Source organism: Micromonospora sp. NPDC005299, from assembly GCF_042872345.1.
GTDB lineage: Bacteria > Actinomycetota > Actinomycetes > Mycobacteriales > Micromonosporaceae > Micromonospora.
In genome coordinates, this window is the sequence record NZ_JBIAKG010000002.1 from 1 (window position 1) to 18279 (window position 18279).

Here is an 18279-nt window from a genome sequence, read left to right on the forward strand (position 1 = left end):
GCAGGAAGCCGGCCGTGGCACCCACGGTGGGGGAGGCGAGCGGGACGCCCTGGGTCTCGTCGTCGATCCGGCCCGGGGCGCCGGTGGCGGTGGCCTCCGTCACCGCGCGGTCGGCCGCCGCGATGGCATCTCGCCGTTCCTCGCGTCGCCGCTGCTTGATCATCTTGTAGAGCTTCGCGGTGGCCCGTTGCACCCGCACCACGTCGGGGTGATCGGGCGGCAGGTCCTCCAACGCCTCGAAGACGCTGAGACAGGTCTCCAGCCGCCTGCGGTCAATGCCGTATTGACCGGTTTCGGTAATGTTGTCCGCCGTCATGCCGTCGCTGTCTCGTCCCGTTCCCTGCGCCGGATCTACCCGGCCCACCCCAAGTCCGACCCGGAACTGTACGCACCGCACGGTCTCCGACGCATCCCGCGTCTGTTCAACAGCCCAAAGATCGTGGAGGCCAACCTCGCCCGGTGTACGGAAACTGTGCATATCCAGCCGCACGAAGCTCGGAGCAGCCATGGGCAGGCCGGCCGGCCGCGCCGCCACCGACATTTAGCGTTTGGCGCCACGGCGGACGGCGGTCAGCTCGGCGGCTGTTGCCCCTGCGGTCCTACCAGCCGCGCCGTGACCTGCCTCAGTGGGTGGCTGCTGTTGACGATCCTCTTCATCCGTTGCCACGCCGCTCGGGCCGGAGATCCGCCCAGCACGCTGCCCAGACCCCCACCGCCGCCAGCCGCCGCCCCGCTGTTCTGAGCCAGTTGCTGGGTGGTCTGTCCGAGCTGTTGACCGACCTGCTGGGTGGCCTGCTGCAGCGTCTGCGACAGCGGCCCGTTGGGCCCCAGCGCCTCCTGCGCCGTCTGCCCGACGTGGTCGAGCGTCCGCGCGAGCGGCCCCTGCGGCCCGAGCACCTGCTGAGCTGTCTGCCCGACCTGGTTCACGGCGGTGTCCACCGTCTTCACCACCGACTCGATGATCTGAGGGTTGCGCTCGATGGTGCGGAGGGCGCTGTCGAGAATGCCGCGGAGCTCCTCGAGCCGAACCTCGAGCATCGCCTCGGCCTCGACGCCCTTGATATCGATCTTCACCGTGCCGAGATGCGCCTGAACGCCCACGTCGAGCTGGAGCAGGCTACCCAGCCGGGCTCGCAGTGAGACGGAGGCGTCCAGGTTGTCGACCTCGACGTAGATCTGTTCGACCTTGACCTGCGGGATCTGAAGGACGACGTCCGGGTCTGACACCGTCTTGCTGCTGTGCCCGCCAGCCGGCTGGGGAAGGTCGTGCTCACCACGCTGCGGGGCGGCGGGGCGTTTGCCGGGCTCGACACCCGTTGGCCCGCCGGCGGGACCGAGGTTCTGGCCCCGACCGGCGACTTCCGCGCCCTCCTCGGCGTCGCGCTGCCGATCGACCTGCTCGCGCGGTTGCCCGGGCGACTCCCGTGCGCCCGTGTCCCGGCTCTCCGGTTCGGCCATCCCACACTCCTCGGGGCCTCGCCCAGCATGCGGACCGGATGGAGCCGACCATCGGTATGTGGCTCCGATCCTCGGCCCACCCCCTCGGACCGGGCCGCGGTCTACCCGTGTGCCGACGCATCAAACGACTCAGCGGTGCAGCCGAGGAGACGGCGGATCAGCTGCGGCTAAGAGCGAGGGGCGAGCAGGCGAGCACCTGCTCCCACCCGTGCCCGCGCCCACGACGATCCCCATGACAGGTCGGCGTGCCAGTAGCGATGGGTGTCGTCGTTGCTGGCGATGACGATCATGCCGGTCGCGCTGGTGACGGCCTGCTTGGTGGTCGTCACGTTGTTGAGATTGGGCGACTGGCTGTCCCGGATGCCGGCGTAGCACGCCCGTCGGGGAAGGCGGAGCTGCGCCACCAGGTCGTTCATGGCCGTGTGTACATCAGGCGCCGCCGTCGTTCCCCCTGCGGCGGCTCATGGCCCAACCGCGGGCCGCCAGGTCCATGATGCCCGCTAGGCCCCCTGGTTCGAGATCTGCACTATTGATTCGCATTCGGGGCGGCCGTGCCCGGCTGTTTACCGCGGGCGCCCCTGGGTAGGCGCGCTCGGTGAGCGGGCCAGACACGGACCTCGGCACCCGGTCGGACACCAGCCGTGCCGTGGCGTTCAGCGACGCCATCTTCGCCATCATCATCACGCTGCTGGTCCTGGATCTCCGGGTGCCGGACGTCCCGCCCGGCCGCCTCCTGTCCGGACTGCTCGGCCAGTGGCCGTCGTACGTCGCGTATCTCGCGTCCTACTCGTACGTGGCCGTCGTCTGGCTCAACCACAAGGCGGCGTTCAACCGCATCCAGCAGATCGATCGCGGCCTGCACTGGATGAACCTGCTCGTGCTGTTCACCACGGCGCTGCTGCCGTTTCCGACCATCGTCGTGTCACACGCGCTGCAGGAGCACGACAACGCGGACCAGCGTGTGGCCATCGCCTTCTACGCGCTGATCGGCGCGTTGCTGTGCGCGACTTGGCTGGCGTTCTACCACTACCTGGCCCGGCACCCCGACCTGCTGAAGGAGCAGGTCAAGGACGGGTTCTTCCACGTCGAGCGGTTCCGGGCCCTCGCCGGGGTCGTTCTGTACGTCCTGGCGGGGGTGGTCGGCTACCTGGTGGCGCCGCTGGTCGGCCTCGCCATCTTCCTCCTCCCGCCCGTCTTCTACGCCGTCACCAGCGCCGGCCTGTACCAGTTGCGGGTGACCCGCCGGATCACCCACCGCCCTCCGCCACCCGGCTGAGGGCGGGCGAACCGCCGTTTCACCCCGGCGGGCGCGGGTACCCGCCGCAATCCGGTTCGAGAGGGGATCCGAGGTGGACTACACCGAGTTCATCCAGTCCGTGGCAGCGCGACCGAAGGTTCCGCCGGGGCAGGCGGAACCGATCACCCGCGCCACGCTCGAGACGTTGGCAGAACGGATCACTGGCGGCCAGGCAAGGGACCTCGCCTCCCAGCTCCCTGAGGAGCTACAAGGCCTGGTGCGTAGGCCCACCGAAGATCCGGAACGGTTCGGGCTCGCCGAATTCTTCGAACGGGTGCAGTCACGGGCCGGGGTGGATCGCCAGGTGGTCACCGACGCAGCACGGGCGGTGCTGGATACCCTTCGTGAGTCGGCCAGCGCGAAGGAGTACGGAGACCTTGTCGACCAGTTGCCGCAGGAGTTCTGGCAGTTGACCGGGCCGGGGACGGGACGGCTCGAGCCCCGCCGGGTCGGCACCTAGGGCGCGCGGACCCGCCAGAAACCTCGGGCGGTAGCGGCGCAGGCGCCGCTACCGCCCGTTGGAATCGGCGGTGAGACCCGCTACCTGCGGCCGCCCTGCCCGTCGAACGGCGGCACCGGGCCGGCGACCTGCGACAGTTCGGTCGGGAGCTGCGCGACGACCTGGTCGTACTCGCCGGCGGAGACGGCCTCGCGGAGGGTGTCGAAGACCGCGCGGGCGCCCGCTTCCGCGAGAGCCCGGTCCACCTTGGCTCGTCCCGGCACCCATGTCCTCATGCCGGTACGGAAGCGGACCGGCGCCGGCCACGAGATGGGCGCCAGGGCCCTCGGGTTTCTCCTCGCCCGGCATCGCCGCGCTCACCAGTGCCACGGCAGCGATCCTGCAGTCCATCGGCGCGCGGCGGATCCCCCACCGCGCGCCTCGATCCCAGCATGTTCTGACGGCTGGTTCGCTGCGCCCCGTACGCCGCCGGGTCGGCGCTGGACGGGACGGGACCTCTTCCGGGCCGAGACTTCACGGCGCTGCGGTCCGTGCCGCTGTTGTCGTGCAGGCCGTGGGGGCGGCCAACCTGACCCCCAATTGCCGTCCGTCGCCTGCCGCCGCAACGCGGCTTCCTGGTCTCCGCCGGGCTGGCCGAGGCGCTGGCGTCTATCGAAGGCTTCGACTTCGCTGAGGAGGACCTGGGCTGTCTGCGGGATGTCGGCTTCGATCAGTCGTCCCTGGAGACGTTCGCCCGCCCGCTGCCGGCTGGCCGCCGCGCACGCACAGGTGATCGACTTCGCGTTTCACGTACCCACGGCATCGACGTCGGTGCGGCTGTGGCGCGGGCGTCCGCCATCGCCGCCACCGGCCGGTGGGCCACGTGGAGGCCGCCCGACGGTATGGGCTGCGGGCCGTCCGGCACGATGGCGCACTCTTACGTCGAGGCCTTCCCCGACGGCGCTCACCGCCCTCCACCGCCGGATCGCCGAGCGGATGGCGCCGACCTCGACCGGTGCCGTCCGCCGAAAAGGTCGGTGACGCTACAACATCTCCAGCGGTTGCGGGCCGGCCGGTGGCGGGAACGCCGTGTCGAGTGCCGCCACGTCCTCCTCAGTCAGATACAGGTCGCGCGCTTCCGCGTTCTCCCGGGTGTGTTCGGGCTTGGACGACCGAGGGATGGCCGCAACCATCTCCAGCCGCAGCAGCCAGGCCAGCGCCACCTGAGCGGGCGTGACCCCGTGCCGGGCGGCGATCTCCGCGATCTGGGGGTGGCCGAGCAGTCGGCCCTGCTCGATCGGCGAGTACGCCATCACCGGGATTCGGTGCTCGCGTAGCCACGGCAGCAGGTCGTACTCGGGACCGCGGCGGGTGAGGTTGTACAGGATCTGATTGGTCGCGCAGGAGTTCCCGCCCGCCTCGAGTAGCTCCGTCATGTCGGAAAGATCGAAGTTGCTCACACCCCACTGCCCGATGTCACCGGCGTCGACGAGTTCGGCGAACGCCTCGATCGTCTCCGCGAGTGGATGCGTGCCGCGCCAGTGCAGCAGGTAGAGGTCGATGTGGTCGACGCCGAGTCGTTGCAGGCTGCGACGGCAGGCCTGCACGGTTCCCCGTCGGCTGGCGTTGGACGGCAGCACCTTGTCGACCAGAAAGACGTCGTCGCGTCGTCCGATGATCGCCTCGCCGACGAGTTCCTCGGAAGCGCCGTCACCGTACATCTCCGCAGTGTCAATCATGGTCAGGCCCAGGTCGAGCCCGGTGCGTAGGGCGGCTAACTCGTCCCGCCGCCTCGCGGGGCGCTCGCCCAGGTACCAGGTTCCCTGGCCGAGCACGGGCATCGTCTGGCCGGACGGCAACTCGATCGCGGCGGCAGCGAGGGTCATGTCGACCTTTCCGGGGGCCTGGGTACCAGTGGGTTGCTGCGTTACCCGCTGCGACAGGCAGCACTCCCTCGTAGCGCGACCTTTCTCCGCGCGAGCCCTCGCTGGTGCAGCGGGCATGTGGCCGGATTGTCCGCCCTCGAGCGGCGTTCGCTGGCCTGTTTGCCGGTGCCCGCACCGGGAAGGCGATCGCGAGCGAGCGATGCGCCGCCGACGGGGCGGCGCCGCGAAGGGAGGCCGCAGAAATGGCGCAGAGCCAGCAGCCACTGACCGGCAAGCGAGTCGCTTGCCTCGCCGCCGACGGGGTGGAGGACGTGGAGTACACCCAGTCCCGGGCCGCCGCGGAGCAGGCGGGGGCCGAGGTCCACCTGATCTCGTTGAAATCCGGCGAGATCCAGTCGATGAACCAGGACATCAATCCGGCCAACCACTATCGGGTGGACCGGACCGTGAACGAGGCCAATGCGGCCGACTACGACGCCCTGTTGCTGCCGGGCGGGACGGTCAACCCTGACCGGCTCCGGATGAATCCGCAGGCGATGGACTTCGTCCGGGCGTTCTTCCAGCAACAGAAGCCGGTGGCGGCGATCTGCCACGGTCCCTGGTCGTTGGTCGAGACCGGGATCGTCAACGGCCGGACCGTCACCTCGTTCCCCAGCCTGCGCACCGACATCCGCAACGCGGGCGGGAACTGGGTGGACCAACAGGTGCAGGTCGACAACGGCCTGGTCACCAGCCGCAGCCCCAGCGACCTTCCGGCCTTCTGCGCCAAGATGGTCGAGGAGTTCGCCGAGGGCAAACACGTCCGCCAGATGGCGACAGCCTGACCTGGGTGGGGCTCAGGGCCGGGAGGATCAAGCCCGGCCCTGAGTCCCGGCCCGGCGGGTATGTCGCCAACCGGAACGGCGCCGCTTGCGCCGAGCAGCGGCCTTTGCCTCACTCCGCACCCGGCGCAGTAGTCGTACCGGGGCCGGCGTGGACGTTGCGCTTGTGTCCATCGCAGACGTTGCTCGCCCGCGCCGGCGTCGCCGAGGCGAGCAACGCCTATGCCGTCAAGACCGCCGGCGCTACCGGCTCGACCAGTTCACCGTCAACGTCGATGTCGGGACGCTGCGCGACCTGCTGCGCGACGCGATCATCGCCACCCGACCACGGCTCCGCGAACCGCTGCCTGTGACCATTACACCGTGCTGCTGGCCGAAGCCCAACACTACGAATGGCTTCAACCGCACCAGGAAGCCGTACGCCGCTGAGGCACCGAAGCCCACCCTCTGCTCGCCGAAGGCCTGCACGACAGCGCCCCGCAGGCGGCATCCGACCTGCTCGACAAGGCCATCGGACCGGGCTGCCGGCCCGGCGGATACCGATGGTGTCGTTCATGGTGCTCTCCTTGAAAAGCGTTCATGGTGCTCTCCTTGAGAAGGTGGCGGCCGGGCGGCACCGGACGTGGCCGGTGCCGCCCGGGAGGGATCACGGGGTGCCGATGGCGGCGAGGACGTCCAGCCGGGCGGCGCGCCGGGCGGGCAGCAGGCCGGCGAGCAGCCCGGCGGCGAGGGCGACGGCCAGCACCAGGAGCAGCCGGCCGGCCGGCACGGCGAGCACGGTCGGAGCATCCCGACCCAGCGCCCGGACCGTGGCGGCGGCGAAGCCGCCGCCCAGCGCGATCCCGAGGACGCTCGCCAGCGCGGCGACGAGGACAGCCTCGCCCCGGATCATCCAGCTCAGTTGTCGGCGGGTCATTCCCACCGCGCGGAGCAGCCCGATCTCCGCGGTGCGCTCGGTGATCGACAGGGCGAGGGTGTTGGTGATGCCGAGCAGCGCGATCAGCACGGCCAGCGTCAGCAGCACCGTCACCAGACCGAGCACCTGGTCGATCATCTGGGTCCGGCCGGCCACCGCGGCGGCCTGGTCGCGCAGTTGCGCGGTCGGGGTGTCGGCCAGGGCCGCCTTGATCGCCCGCTCGGCGGCCACCCGGTCGGTCCCATCGGCGGTGTGGATCAGCACGCTCGCGTCCATCTCCTCGCTGTAGAGCCGGGCGAAGGTGTCCAGCGAGATGAGGTAGTCGGTGGAGAGTGCCCGAGCATCCCCGTCCCGCAGCAGGCCAACCACGGGAAGGTTGCGGATGCCGGTGCGGGAGAACGTCATGCGGAGTTCGTCCCCGACGGTCAGGCCCCGGTCCCGGGCCACGTGCTCGGCCAGCACGATTCCCCCGCCGTCCAGCGCCGCCAGGTTGCCAGCGGTGAAGTGCAGGGACGTTACCCGGGGCAGTGTCGACGGGTCCACGGCGGTGAGTGCCTGAGTGGCGTCCCCGTCGCGCCAGTGGCCGTAGCGCAGCCGGGACGCGACCGCCACCTCGGGCAGCCGGCTCACCCGGTCGTACACGGCGGGGGAGAGGCCGCCGAGCATCTCGTTGCGGGCGCTCTCCACGACGTGATCGGCGGTGATCACCTCGGCGTAGGACGCCCGGACCGAACTGTTGACAGAGGTGCCGAGGACGGCCATGAAGCTGATCAATGCGAGTCCGAGCGCCAGCGCCAGGGCGGTCGCCGCGGTACGGCGCGGGGCGCGGGCCGCCGACGCGGTGGCCAGCCGGCCGGTCACCCCGGCGGCGGCCAGCGGCCGGCCGACGAGGCTTACCAGGGCGGGGGTGATGGCCGGGCCGAGCAGCGCGAGCGCGCCGACGGCGCCGAGCGCGGCGACGCCGAGGAGCGGGACCGGCGCATTGGCGGCGAGCACCGCTGCCGTCGCGGCCAGGCCGGCCGCGGCGGCCAGCGCACCCCAGACCACCCGGAGCCGTCCGGTGCGGGCGGCGGCCGCCTCCCGCAACGCCGCGACCGGCGCCACCGCGGCCGCGCGCCGGGCTGGCCCGACCGCCGAGCCGACTGTGACGAGGACGCCGACGGCGAACGCCACCAGGACGGTACGGGCGGTCAGCACCAGCCCGCCCTCCGGCAGCGGTACGCCGAACGCCCCGGCCAGGTCCCGGATGCCGGTGGCGGCGGCGACGCCGAGGCCGAGCCCGACGGCCGAGGCGGCGAGCCCGACCAGCAGCGCCTCGCCGAGGACGGAGCGCAGCACCTGCCCGCCGGTCGCCCCGGCGGCCCGCAGCAGGGCGAGTTCCCGGGTGCGCTGGGTGATGACGATGGAGAACGTGTTGGCGATCAGGAACGCGCCGACCAGCAGGGCCGCCGCCGCCAGGGCGAGCAGCACCAGTTGCAGCCAGCTGAGCTGGTCCCGGGCGGCCGCCGCCCCGGCCGCCGCGATGTCCCGGCTCGGGGTGACCTCGTAGCCGGCGCCGACGGCGGCGCTGATCCGGTCCCGTAGTTCCTCCGGGGCGACGCCGGGCGCGGCGACCACCGCCACCTCGGAGATGTCGGAGCCGAGCCGGAGGAGGCGCTGCGCCGACGGGAGGGTGACCAGGGCGACCGTGCTGTTCGGCAGGCCGTCGCGGGCACCGAACCCGGCCAGTCCGACCACCCGCAACCGGGCGGTGTCGGTCGCCCGGACCGTCACGGTGTCGCCGAGCCCGATCCGATGACGGCGGGCGGTGTCCTCGTCGATCACCACGTCGTCGTCGGCGGTCGGCGGCCGGCGGCTGCGGACGGTGAACGCGCCGACCGGCGCCGGCACCCAGGAGGAGAGAACGGAGGCCCCGCTCGGCACGACCGCCGTGCCGTCCACCTCCAGCAGGCCCTGGCCGCGGACCAGTGGCCGGGCGGCGGCCACGCCGGGCACCGCGCCGATCCGCTCCGGCAGGCCCGCCGGCAGTGGGTCCCGGGCGACCTCGACACCCATCGCGGAGTCGAAGGCGGCCGCGTCCCGCACGGTCAGGTCGACGCCGGCGGTCGCGGTGCGGAACTGGTCGTCAAGCAGCCGGCCGGAGGTGTCGGTGAGGATCAGGCCGCCGGTGGCGAAGGTGACGCCGAGGACGACCGCGAGCAGGGTCAGCGCCAGCCGGGTCCGGCGGGCGAGCGTGGTACGCAGGGTCAGGCGCCACATGTCAGTTCCCTCCGGTGGCGGCGGGCGTGGCCAGGCGCGCCATGTGAGACAGGATGGCCGGCACGGTCGGGGCGTCGAGCTCGCCGTCGATCCGGCCGTCGGCGAGAAACACCACCCGGTCGGCGTACGCGGCGGCGTGCGGGTCGTGGGTGACCATCACGATGCTCTGTCCGAGCTGGTTGACGGCCTGTCGCAGGAAGCCGAGCAGCGCCTCGGCCGCCTGCGAGTCGAGGTTCCCGGTCGGCTCGTCTGCAAAGACGATCTCCGGGCCGGTGACCAGCGCGCGGGCCACCGCGACCCGCTGCTGCTGGCCGCCGGAGAGTTCCCCGGGCCGGTGCCGTAACCGGTCGGTCAGGCCGAGGATGGCGACCAGGTGGGCCAGGCGCTCGGGGTCGGGCCGGCGGCCGGCCAGGGTGAGCGGGAGGACGATGTTCTCCCGCGCGGTCAGGGTCGGCACCAGGTTGAAGGCCTGGAACACGAAGCCGATCCGGTCGCGGCGCAGCAGGGTGCGCTGCCGCTCGGTCAGCTGGCCGAGGTCCGTGCCGCCGAGCAGGATCTGCCCGGCGTCGACGGTGTCGAGGCCGGCCAGCGCGTGCATGAGCGTCGACTTGCCGGAGCCGGACGGACCCATGATCGCGGTGAACCGGCCGGCCGGGATGGACACGGTGGCGCCGTCCAGGGCGCGGACGGCGGCGTCGCCGCGGCCGTAGGTGCGGACGACGTCCCGGGCCTGCACGGCGACGGTGGTGGCGGGTGCGGGGGCGGTGCTCGTGGTCATTGGAGATCTCCTGTCTGGTGCGTCGGGGGCGGGTGGCTCAGCGGGCGGTTCGGCGGTGCAGCGAGGTGCGGGTCGCGCGAACGATGGCGGCGTGCCGGTCCCGGCGCAGTTGGCGGACCAGCTCGGCGCGCTCCAGCTGGAACAGCTCGGCGGTGAGCAGGTGGTTCATGGCAACTCCTCGGTCAGGTGCGGATCGGTGACCCGAGGAGAGTGGCCCGACGCGCTGTTCGGACGCTGGCCGTCGATTGGCGGGGGCGGACGGCGGATGGACAGCCGACCGCCAGCGGCCCCGGCCAGGCTGGCGGCATGGTGGAACGGAACGACCCGACGGCACCCGCCGCGGGCGCGACGCGGGTCCTGATGGTGACGGTGCCGCCCGGCATGTGCCGGCGTTGCGTCCGCGCGGTCAGCGGGCGGGTGAGCGACCTGCCCGGGGTGGTGTCGCTGGAGTTCGACGTGGACGCCGGCACGCTGCGGGTGGGCGGGGAGGTGGATCCGGCCGCGCTGCGCCGGGCCGGCCTGACGGTCCGCCCGGACGGCCCGGACTGCTCCGGTTAGCGGCTTGCCTTCAGGTCCGCGGCGGCTCGCCGGGCCGCGTCGGCCTCCTGCGGCCGCCCCGCAGCCGTCGCCGCGTCGGCCGCCAGCGACCAGAGCCGGCGCCGCGCCCACGGGAACTCCCGCTCCTGGAACAGGTCCAGGGCCCGTCGGCACTCGTCCGCCGCGCCGACCGCGTCGCCCGCCGCGTACCCGATCCGGGCCCGGCCCCAGGCTGCCCAGGCCTGGCAGCGCGGGTTGCCGCTGCGGCGGGCCGTGTCGTCCGCCTCGGCGAGCATCGCCGCCACCCCGTCGACCTCGCCCCGGTCCAGCCGGCTGTGCGCGAGCTGCACGAGGGTGAACGCCGTCGCATGGGGGGAGGGGTTGCGCCGCGCCTCGGCCGCCGCTTCATCGAGCGTGGAGATCGCCTCGTCCGGCCGGCCGGCCTCGCGCAGCGCGATGCCGAGGTGCGCGAGGATCCCGGCGGGCAGCAGCAGGTCGCCCGCCTTCCGCGTCCACTCGAGGCTGCGGGCCCACTGTTCGGCGGACCGCTCGAAGGCGCCGGTCCGCAGATCCAGCAGCGCTTCGACGTAGTGGACCGTCCCGTGCCACCAGGGGTCGTCGGTGTCGCCCCGCTCCCGGATCGCCTGGGCGACCATCGCCCGGTACCGGTCCGGGTCGCCGTCGTACTGGCCCTCCCACGCGACGACCAGCCGCGAGGTGGCGGTGTTGACCCGGTCGCCCAGCTGCTCGAACGCCACCACGCTGTCCCGGGCCGCGGCCCGGGTCTGCGCGGTGGGGTAGTAGACGCCGAGCAGGCCGATCCGCTGCAGGGCGGCGGCCCGGGCGGCCGGCGTCGGGACGCCGGCGGCGAGCAGCGCGGTCAGGGCGCGGACCCCCTCGTACCGGGGGCCGTAGTTCCAGAACAGGAAGAGGGCGTCCGCCAGCCGCAGGCCGGCGTCGACCCCGTCGCGCCGGTCCAGGCAGCGGTCGATCGCGGCGCGGAAGTTGTCGTGCTCCTGGGTCAACCGCGCCCAGGCGTCGGCGTCGGACCGCGCGTGCGGTCCGTACCGCTCGGCCTGCTCGATGAAGTGGGTGAGGTGCCGGTCGCGGGCCGCCTCCGCCTCGCCCGCCTCGGCGAGCCGGGCGGCGGCGTACTCCCGGATGGTGACCAGCAGCCGAAACCGCCCGGTCGTCGGGTCCGGCACCACGAGGGACCGGTCGACCAGGCGGAAGAGCAGGTCGAGGACCTCGTCGGTGGCCAGGCCGTCGAACGCGCAGACCTGCTCGGCGGCCGCCAGGTCCCAGCCGCCGCGGAACACCGCCAGCCGGCGCAACAGGCGCCGCTCGGTTTCGGACAGCAGGTCGTGGCTCCAGTCCAGGGTGGCCCGCAGCGTGCGGTGCCGGGCGTCGCTGGTCCGCGCGCCCGCCGTGAGCAGCGCGAACCGGTCGTGCAGCCGGGCCGCGATCTCCCCGGGCGGCAGCGCCTTCACCCGCGCGGCGGCCAGCTCGATGGCCAGCGGCATGCCGTCGAGCTGCCGGCAGATGTCCGCGACCACCGGCGCCGTCGTCTCGTCGAGGACGAACCCGGGGCGCACCGCCCGCGCGCGATCGACGAACAGGGCCACCGCCGGGCTGTCGCCGAGTCGCGCGAGATCAGCCGGCCCGTCGGGTACGCCGAGCGGCGCCACCGCGAGCTGGGTCTCGCCGGGTACGGCCAGCGCCTCCCGGCTGGTGGTCAGCACGGTCACGGCCGGGCAGGCCGCGACGAGCTGCTCGACCAGTTCCGCGGCCTCGTCGATGACGTGCTCGCAGTTGTCGACCACGAGCAGGGTTCGGTCGGCGCCGAGCCAGGCCACCAGCGCGGCGGTGGCGGCCGGTCCCGACCCGCCGGCGGCCACGCCGAGCTGACCGGCGACCGTCTCGGGCAGGTCCGTCCCGCTCGGCAGGGCGGCCAGGCGGACCAGGTGCACCCGGTCGGCGAGGGCGTCGTCGGCGTGGCGTGCCACCTCCAGGGCGAGGGTGGTCTTGCCGACGCCGCCCGGTCCGGTCAGCGTCACCACCCGCGCCTCGCGCAGCCGGTCGAGCACCCGCTGTACGTCGTCCTGGCGGCCGATGATCGAGGCGAGCCGGCGGGGCAGGTCGTCGCGTTGCGGCGCCCAGGGGGCGGGGATCCGCGCCGCCTCCGTCCCGGCCGGCGCCGCGGCGGGCGGGGCGGGCGGGGCGGCCGGTGCCGGGGCGGGCACCTGCTGGCGCAGGATCGCCTCGGCGAGCGCTTGGAGTTCGGGTGCCGGGTCGATGCCCAGCTCGTCGGCGAGGCGGTGCCGCAGCGCGTGGTACGCGGTGATCGCGTCCGCCTGCCGCCCGCCCCGGTAGAGCGCCAGCATCAGCAGCCGGTGCAGCCGCTCGCGCAGCGGGTGGGTGGCGACCAGGCGTTCAAGGTCGGCCACCGCCTCGGCCTGCCGGCCGGCCTCCAGCAGCAGTTCCAGCCGGTCCTCCACCGCGCCGAGCCGCAGCTCTTCCAGACGGGCCACCTCCGCGAGGGCCCACTCGGCGTCCCCGGCGTCGGCCAGGGCCGGCCCCCGCCACAGCCGCAGCGCCTCGTCGAAGCGAGCCAGCGCCGCGGCCGGGCCGTCGCCGGTGGTCGCGCTGCGCGCCGCTACCAGCAGCCGCTCAAAGCGGTACGCGTCCACCGCGTCCGCGGTGACGGCGAGCTGGTAGCCGGGGGCGCGGGTGACCAGCAGGTCGCCGCCGGCCCCGGCGGCCACCAGGGCGCGGCGCAGCTTGGACACCCGCAGCTGCAGCGCGTTCGTGGCGTCGGCCGGGGGCTGCTCGCCCCAAAGCGCGTCGGTCAGCGCGTCGGCGGAGACCACCCGGCCCGCGGCGAGGACCAGCCGGGCCAGCAACGCGCGGACCGCCGGGGCGAGCGGCGTGGCGGGGCGGCCGGCCACCCGGAGCTCGACGGTGCCGAGCACCCCGAAGCTCACCGTGGGCTCGCTGTCCCGGCTCATCGCACTCCCGTCCGCCGCGGCGGACGCCCCCGGGCCCGCTCCGGTCGCCGGGCGGCTGCCCGGGCGGGCCCATGGTACGTCCCGACCGTCCTCGGAACGATCATCCGAGCGGCGGTGAGCTGCCCCGATCAGGCCGGGATCACCGGTCGGGCCGGTGCCAGCCGCCGGTCCTCGGCCAGCCGGGCGGCCAGCACGTCGGCGTCCTGGCCGACCCAGCCCAGCACCGCCGAGCCCCGGGCGCGTTGCCAGGGCAGGCCGAGGAAGTACAGCCCCGGCCAGTCCGTCACGCCTTCGCGCTGGACGGGCGCGCCGGACGGGTCCAGCACCGGCACCTCGAGCCAGGGGTAGTGCGGGCGGAAGCCGGTGGCCCAGATCACCGCGTCCACTCGCCGCTGCCCGCCGTCGGCGAACCGGAGGTTGTCCCCCTCGGCGTCCACCACCCGAGCGACCCGGTCCACCCGGCGCAGCAGCCCGGTCACATCGGTGCCGATGACCGGGTTCTGGGCGGCGATCCGGCGGCCCAGCCGGCTCTCCGGGCCCAGCCGCATGGTGCCCAGTCGGGAGAACCACCAGAAGATGTCCCGGCCCAGCCAGCGCTGCGGCAGCACCGGACCGAGGGTCGGTGCGGCAAGTACCACCCGGCGGCCGTCGTCGACGAGTTCGGCGGCGATCTGCACCCCGGTGTTCCCGCCACCGACCACCAGCACGTCGTGCCCCGGCAGTTGGCCCGGCCGGCGGTACCGGCTGCTGTGCAGTTGCGCGACCCGCGGCGCGAGCTTCCGGGCCACGTCGGGGATCCGGGGCGTGTGGAACGCCCCGGCGGCGACCACCACCCGCTGGGCGCGCAGGGTTCCGGTCGACGTGTCGACCGTGAAGCCGCCCGCCGTGCCGGGGCGTACCGAGGTGACCCGGTAGCCGAGCCGGATCGGCAGGTCGAAGTGGGTGGCGTACCGGGCGAGGTAGTCGGCGACCTCGTCCTTGCCGGGGTGCCCGTCGGGGTCGCCGGGGAACGGCAGCCCCGGCAGGGCGGAGAACCGGCGCGGCGTGAACAGGGTCAGCGAGTCCCAACGGCGCCGCCAGGCGTCGCCCACCCGCAGGTGGGCGTCGAGGATGGTGAAGGGTACGCCGGCGCGGCGCAGGTGGTGGCCGAGCGCCAGCCCGGCCTGCCCGCCGCCGACGACCACGGTGTCCGGTGCGGTGTCCATCGGTCCGGCCCGCTCACGCGACCTGGTGGCCGGCTTCGCCGATGGCGGCCACCACCGCGGCCCGGTCGGCGTCGCCGTCGACCCGGACCGTACGAGACGCCAGGTCCACCGCCACGGCGCGGACCCCGGCGACCAGGCCGACCTCCTCCCGGATCGCCTCGACGCAGCGGCCGCAGCTGATGTTCGGCACGGAGAGCACGAGCTGGTTCACGGTTCACTCCTTCGTTCGGCGGGCCGCGCTCCTGGCGACCCGGCGGTTCGAACCGTGCCGGGCAGCGCTGTCCGCGCCCTGTCGCGTACCCCGGGACGGGCCGACGGGACGCGGACAGCGGGCGGACAGCGGTGGCCGGGAGCGTGGCCTCACCGGCCGGCGAGGGCCGCCGGACCAGCGAGGGCGCCTGCGACGCCCGGTACGAGAGGAGCACTGCGATGACGACACCGACTGTCGTCTCCGGCACGCTGCACATCGGCGGGATGACCTGCGCGTCCTGCGTCCGGCGGGTGGAGCGGGCGGTGAGCCGGGTCGAGGGTGTGACCCGGGCCGAGGTCAACCTGGCGACCGAGACGGCGACCGTGGTCTACGAGCCGGCCCGGGTGACCCCACCGGCGCTGATCGCGGCGGTGGAGCGGGCCGGTTACACGGCCACGGTCCAGGCCGACGAGCCCCGCCGGCCGGACTTCCCGGCCGCCGAGAGCGCGGATGACGACGCCGAGCGGGCCCGGGCCGGGGAGCGGGAAATCACCCGGCTCAAGCGGACCTGGCAGCTCACCCTGGCCACCGGACTGTCCATGATGGTGCTGATGTACCTGCCGCTGCCCATCGACGCGATGGACTGGCTGATGCCGGCGCTGCTGGTCGTCGCGACCGTGGTGCAGTTCGGGGCGGGCCGGCCCTTCTACCGGGCGGCCTGGGCCGCGGCCCGGCACGGCGGCGTCAACATGCACACCCTGGTGGCCCTGGGCACCACGGTCGCTTACGCCTACAGCGCCTTCGTCACGCTCTGGCCGGCTACCGCCGAACGGCTCGGCCTGCCGCTGCACGTCTACTTCGAGATCTCCGTGGTGGTCATCGCGCTGGTGCTGACCGGGCGCTGGATGGAGGCCCGGGCGCGCCGGCAGACCGGCGCGGCCATCGGGGCACTGCTCGGGCTGCGCCCGCGGACCGCCCGGGTGCTGCGCGACGGCGTCGAGATCGAGGTGCCGGTCGACTCGGTCGTCGTGGGCGACCTGGTCCGGGTCCGACCCGGCGAGAAGGTGCCGGTGGACGGCACGGTCACGGAGGGCACCTCCACCGTCGACGAGAGCATGCTGACCGGCGAGAGCATGCCGGTGTCGAAGAGCGCCGGGGACGCGGTCATCGGCTCGACCGTCAACCGGACCGGCGCCCTGGTGTTCCGGGCCACCGCGGTGGGCCAGGACACCACCCTCGCCCAGATCGTCCGCCTGGTCCGCGAGGCACAGGGCGGCAAGGCGCCGATGCAGCGGCTGGTCGACACGGTCTCCGCCTGGTTCGTGCCGGCGGTGCTCGGGCTCGCGCTGCTCACCTTCGCCGTCTGGGCGATCGCCGGCCCCGCCGACGGGCGGCTGACCCTCGGCATCGGCACCGCCATCGCGGTGCTCATCATCGCCTGCCCCTGCGCGCTCGGCCTGGCCACCCCGACCGCGATCATGGTCGGCACCGGCAAGGCCGCCGAGCTGGGCATCCTCATCTCCGGAGGCGAGGCGCTGGAGCAGGCCCGGCGGATCACCACCGTGGTGCTGGACAAGACCGGCACGCTGACCCGCGGCCGTCCCGACGTCACCGTGGTGCACACCGTCGACGGTGTCGACGCCGACCAGCTGCTGGCCTACGCCGCGGCGGCCGAGACCGGCTCGGAGCACCCGCTCGGCGAGGCGATCGTGAGGCACGCCCGCGCCCGCGACCTCACTGTGCCGGCGGCGGAGTCCTTCGCGGCGGTGCCCGGGCACGGCGTCGAGGCGCGGGTCGAGGGCTGCGGCCTGCTCATCGGCAACGCCGCCCTGATGCGTCGCCACGACGTCGACGTGACCGCTCTGTCGAGCCAGGTCGCTGCCGTCGCCGCCGCCGGTGGCACCCCCGTGTACGTCGCCCTCGACGGCCGGCTCGCAGGCGTCGCAGGGGTCGCCGACACGCTGCGGCCCGAGTCCGTCGAGGCGGTGGCGCAGTTGCAGGCGCTGGGCCTGGAAGTGTGGATGCTGACCGGCGACAACCGGCTCACCGCCGAGGTGGTCGCCCGCGAGGTCGGCATCGACCACGTGATCGCCGATGTCCGGCCGGAGGAGAAGGACGCCCGGGTCGCCGCGCTGCAGAAGCGGGGCGCGGTGGTGGCGATGGTCGGCGACGGCATCAACGACGCTCCGGCGCTGGCCCGCGCGGACCTGGGCATCGCCATCGGCACCGGCACGGACGTGGCGATCGCCGCCTCCGACATCACTCTGGTCGGCGGGGACCTGCGCGGCATCGTCTCGGCGATCGCGTTGTCCCGGCGTACGGTCACCACGATCAAGCAGGGCCTGGGCTGGGCCTTCGGCTACAACGCCCTGCTCCTCCCGGTGGCCGCCGGGGTGCTCCACCCGACCTGGGGCATCCTGCTCGACCCGTCGCTGGCCGCCGCCGCGATGGCGATGAGCTCGGTCAGCGTGGTCACCAACGCGCTGCGACTGCGCCACTTCGGCCGCCCGGAGACGGCGGCGGCGCTGCGGCCCCGCCTGGGTGCCCGGCTCGCCGAGTGGGCGTACTTGACCGGGGTGGCCGCGCTCGCGCTCGCCGTGGGCGCCGGCTTCACCGCGCTCAGCCGCACCGACGCTGCCGCCCGGGGGATGAACGGGGTGCTGGCCTGGACGCAGAACACCGGCATGCCGATGCGGCCCGCGATGAGCACCATGATGACCGCTGAGACGGAACCGGTGCCTGCGGCGGACGCAGGGGTTCGGGTCGACGTGGGGATGCCAGCCGCGGTGGTGCCCGGCCAACCCGCCACGCTGCGGATCCGCATCACCGACGCGGAGAGCGGCCGGCCGGTCCGGGACGTGGGACGCAGCCACGAGGCCTGGATGCACCTGATCGCCGTGCGCGACGACCTGGCCAGCTTCGCCCACGTCCACCCGCAGCCGACGAGCCGGCCCGGCGAGTTCGACGTGACGCTCACGTTCCCCACTCCCGGCCGGTACATCGTGCACACGGAGTTCCGGCGCAAGGGCGAACTGACCGACGTGCTGCAGCGGCACGACATTGCGGTCGGCAACCCCGCGGAGGTTATCCACCAGCGGCCGGTGGTGTCCGGGCGGCAGCAGGTCGTCGACGGCGTGCGGGTGACCCTGGACGGGACCGCGAACGTCGGTGGCAGCCGCTTCACCTACCGCTTCGCCGACGCGGGCACCGGCCGACCGCTGACCGGGCTGCGGCCGTACCTCGCCGCCGCCGGCCACGTGGTCATCATGTCGGCGGCGGGCGACAGCTTCGCCCACGAGCACGCCGAGACCGAGGATGCCGACGGGCGGCCCGTCTTCGCCCTGCCGGGTCAGACCTACGGGCCGGACCTGGACCTGCACGTCGACTTCCCCCGCCCGGGCCGCTACCGACTCTGGGGCCAGTTTCGCCTCGCCGACGGCCACGTGATCACCGTGCCGTTCACCGTCGACGCCCGCTGACCGTCC

Annotated in this window: 15 protein-coding genes and 2 pseudogenes; 6 read left to right on the forward strand and 11 right to left on the reverse strand. The window is 73.7% G+C overall.

Going from position 1 to position 18279, the window contains the following annotated elements; translation table 11 throughout:
- The 3 genes and pseudogenes from ACFYPD_RS05335 to ACFYPD_RS05345 all read right to left on the reverse strand — a co-directional run.
- Positions 1 to 316 (reverse strand): annotated as a pseudogene (locus tag ACFYPD_RS05335) (short-chain dehydrogenase); the annotation flags it as partial.
- Positions 317 to 570: 254 nt separating this feature from the next.
- Complete coding sequence (locus ACFYPD_RS05340) at positions 571 to 1458, reverse strand: hypothetical protein (RefSeq protein ID WP_387109233.1); 888 nt, start codon at positions 1456 to 1458, stop codon at positions 571 to 573.
- Positions 1459 to 1625: 167 nt separating this feature from the next.
- The gene (locus ACFYPD_RS05345) at positions 1626 to 1874 is read right to left on the reverse strand and encodes a hypothetical protein (protein ID WP_387109236.1); all 249 of its coding nucleotides are present in this window, start codon (positions 1872 to 1874) and stop codon (positions 1626 to 1628) included.
- Between the two features lie 179 nt (positions 1875 to 2053).
- Here ACFYPD_RS05345 and ACFYPD_RS05350 point away from each other — a divergent pair, with 179 nt between their 5' ends.
- Positions 2054 to 2734 carry a TMEM175 family protein gene (locus tag ACFYPD_RS05350; RefSeq protein ID WP_387109239.1) on the forward strand — a complete coding sequence of 227 codons (681 nt, stop codon included), beginning with the start codon at positions 2054 to 2056 and terminating at the stop codon, positions 2732 to 2734.
- Between the two features lie 73 nt (positions 2735 to 2807).
- Positions 2808 to 3215 carry a DUF2267 domain-containing protein gene (locus ACFYPD_RS05355; RefSeq protein WP_387109241.1) on the forward strand — a complete coding sequence of 136 codons (408 nt, stop codon included), beginning with the start codon at positions 2808 to 2810 and terminating at the stop codon, positions 3213 to 3215.
- Between the two features lie 80 nt (positions 3216 to 3295).
- Here ACFYPD_RS05355 and ACFYPD_RS05360 read toward each other — a convergent pair whose 3' ends face one another.
- Positions 3296 to 3490, reverse strand: a complete 195-nt coding sequence (locus ACFYPD_RS05360; RefSeq protein WP_387109244.1) for a DUF2267 domain-containing protein — start codon at positions 3488 to 3490, stop codon at positions 3296 to 3298.
- A gap of 312 nt (positions 3491 to 3802) precedes the next feature.
- Here ACFYPD_RS05360 and ACFYPD_RS05365 point away from each other — a divergent pair.
- Positions 3803 to 4153: pseudogene (locus ACFYPD_RS05365) on the forward strand (nicotinate phosphoribosyltransferase); the annotation flags it as partial.
- Between the two features lie 84 nt (positions 4154 to 4237).
- Here the strand turns inward: ACFYPD_RS05365 and ACFYPD_RS05370 are convergent.
- Positions 4238 to 5197, reverse strand: a complete 960-nt coding sequence (locus tag ACFYPD_RS05370; RefSeq protein ID WP_387109247.1) for an aldo/keto reductase — start codon at positions 5195 to 5197, stop codon at positions 4238 to 4240.
- A 125-nt stretch (positions 5198 to 5322) separates the two neighbouring features.
- Here ACFYPD_RS05370 and ACFYPD_RS05375 point away from each other — a divergent pair, with 125 nt between their 5' ends.
- Positions 5323 to 5904 carry a type 1 glutamine amidotransferase domain-containing protein gene (locus ACFYPD_RS05375; RefSeq protein ID WP_089011398.1) on the forward strand — a complete coding sequence of 194 codons (582 nt, stop codon included), beginning with the start codon at positions 5323 to 5325 and terminating at the stop codon, positions 5902 to 5904.
- 643 nt (positions 5905 to 6547) lie between these two features.
- Here ACFYPD_RS05375 and ACFYPD_RS05380 read toward each other — a convergent pair.
- Genes ACFYPD_RS05380 through ACFYPD_RS05390 form a run of 3 tightly spaced genes read right to left on the reverse strand, consistent with a single transcriptional unit; the run spans position 6548 to position 10023 of the window.
- Complete coding sequence (locus ACFYPD_RS05380) at positions 6548 to 9076, reverse strand: ABC transporter permease (protein ID WP_387109249.1); 2529 nt, start codon at positions 9074 to 9076, stop codon at positions 6548 to 6550.
- A 1-nt stretch (position 9077) separates the two neighbouring features.
- Complete coding sequence (locus ACFYPD_RS05385) at positions 9078 to 9854, reverse strand: ABC transporter ATP-binding protein (RefSeq protein ID WP_387109252.1); 777 nt, start codon at positions 9852 to 9854, stop codon at positions 9078 to 9080.
- Between the two features lie 37 nt (positions 9855 to 9891).
- Complete coding sequence (locus ACFYPD_RS05390; protein WP_387109254.1) at positions 9892 to 10023, reverse strand: hypothetical protein; 132 nt, start codon at positions 10021 to 10023, stop codon at positions 9892 to 9894.
- A gap of 137 nt (positions 10024 to 10160) precedes the next feature.
- On the opposite strand from ACFYPD_RS05390, the gene ACFYPD_RS05395 reads away from it, so the two are divergent.
- The gene (locus tag ACFYPD_RS05395; RefSeq protein ID WP_387109257.1) at positions 10161 to 10412 is read left to right on the forward strand and encodes a heavy-metal-associated domain-containing protein; all 252 of its coding nucleotides are present in this window, start codon (positions 10161 to 10163) and stop codon (positions 10410 to 10412) included.
- Here the strand turns inward: ACFYPD_RS05395 and ACFYPD_RS05400 are convergent.
- From ACFYPD_RS05400 to ACFYPD_RS05410, 3 genes are all read right to left on the reverse strand, one after another.
- A complete protein-coding gene (locus ACFYPD_RS05400; RefSeq protein ID WP_387109260.1) occupies positions 10409 to 13399 on the reverse strand; it encodes a BTAD domain-containing putative transcriptional regulator in 2991 nt (996 codons plus the stop codon). The genes ACFYPD_RS05395 and ACFYPD_RS05400 overlap by 4 nt on opposite strands.
- Before the next feature lie 128 nt (positions 13400 to 13527).
- Entirely contained in the window at positions 13528 to 14604 is a 1077-nt protein-coding gene (locus ACFYPD_RS05405) for a flavin-containing monooxygenase (RefSeq protein ID WP_387109263.1), read from the reverse strand.
- Between the two features lie 13 nt (positions 14605 to 14617).
- The gene (locus ACFYPD_RS05410) at positions 14618 to 14815 is read right to left on the reverse strand and encodes a heavy-metal-associated domain-containing protein (RefSeq protein WP_387109266.1); all 198 of its coding nucleotides are present in this window, start codon (positions 14813 to 14815) and stop codon (positions 14618 to 14620) included.
- A gap of 218 nt (positions 14816 to 15033) precedes the next feature.
- On the opposite strand from ACFYPD_RS05410, the gene ACFYPD_RS05415 reads away from it, so the two are divergent.
- Positions 15034 to 18273, forward strand: coding sequence for a heavy metal translocating P-type ATPase (locus ACFYPD_RS05415; RefSeq protein WP_387109269.1), 3240 nt, complete (start codon positions 15034 to 15036; stop codon positions 18271 to 18273).
- Positions 18274 to 18279 lie beyond the last annotated feature (6 nt).

Excerpts from the sequence above, each read along its gene's own strand:
- ACFYPD_RS05340 (WP_387109233.1), bottom strand. The coding sequence starts at position 1,458 with ATGGCCGAACCGGAGAGCCGGGACACGGGCGCACGGGAGTCGCCCGGG.
- ACFYPD_RS05345 (WP_387109236.1), bottom strand. The coding sequence starts at position 1,874 with ATGAACGACCTGGTGGCGCAGCTCCGCCTTCCCCGACGGGCGTGCTAC.
- ACFYPD_RS05360 (WP_387109244.1), bottom strand. The coding sequence starts at position 3,490 with ATGAGGACATGGGTGCCGGGACGAGCCAAGGTGGACCGGGCTCTCGCG.
- ACFYPD_RS05370 (WP_387109247.1), bottom strand. The coding sequence starts at position 5,197 with ATGCCCGCTGCACCAGCGAGGGCTCGCGCGGAGAAAGGTCGCGCTACG.
- ACFYPD_RS05375 (WP_089011398.1), top strand. The coding sequence starts at position 5,323 with ATGGCGCAGAGCCAGCAGCCACTGACCGGCAAGCGAGTCGCTTGCCTC.
- ACFYPD_RS05380 (WP_387109249.1), bottom strand. The coding sequence starts at position 9,076 with ATGTGGCGCCTGACCCTGCGTACCACGCTCGCCCGCCGGACCCGGCTG.
- ACFYPD_RS05385 (WP_387109252.1), bottom strand. The coding sequence starts at position 9,854 with ATGACCACGAGCACCGCCCCCGCACCCGCCACCACCGTCGCCGTGCAG.
- ACFYPD_RS05390 (WP_387109254.1), bottom strand. The coding sequence starts at position 10,023 with ATGAACCACCTGCTCACCGCCGAGCTGTTCCAGCTGGAGCGCGCCGAG.
- ACFYPD_RS05395 (WP_387109257.1), top strand. The coding sequence starts at position 10,161 with ATGGTGGAACGGAACGACCCGACGGCACCCGCCGCGGGCGCGACGCGG.
- ACFYPD_RS05400 (WP_387109260.1), bottom strand. The coding sequence starts at position 13,399 with ATGAGCCGGGACAGCGAGCCCACGGTGAGCTTCGGGGTGCTCGGCACC.
- ACFYPD_RS05405 (WP_387109263.1), bottom strand. The coding sequence starts at position 14,604 with ATGGACACCGCACCGGACACCGTGGTCGTCGGCGGCGGGCAGGCCGGG.
- ACFYPD_RS05415 (WP_387109269.1), top strand. The coding sequence starts at position 15,034 with ATGACGACACCGACTGTCGTCTCCGGCACGCTGCACATCGGCGGGATG.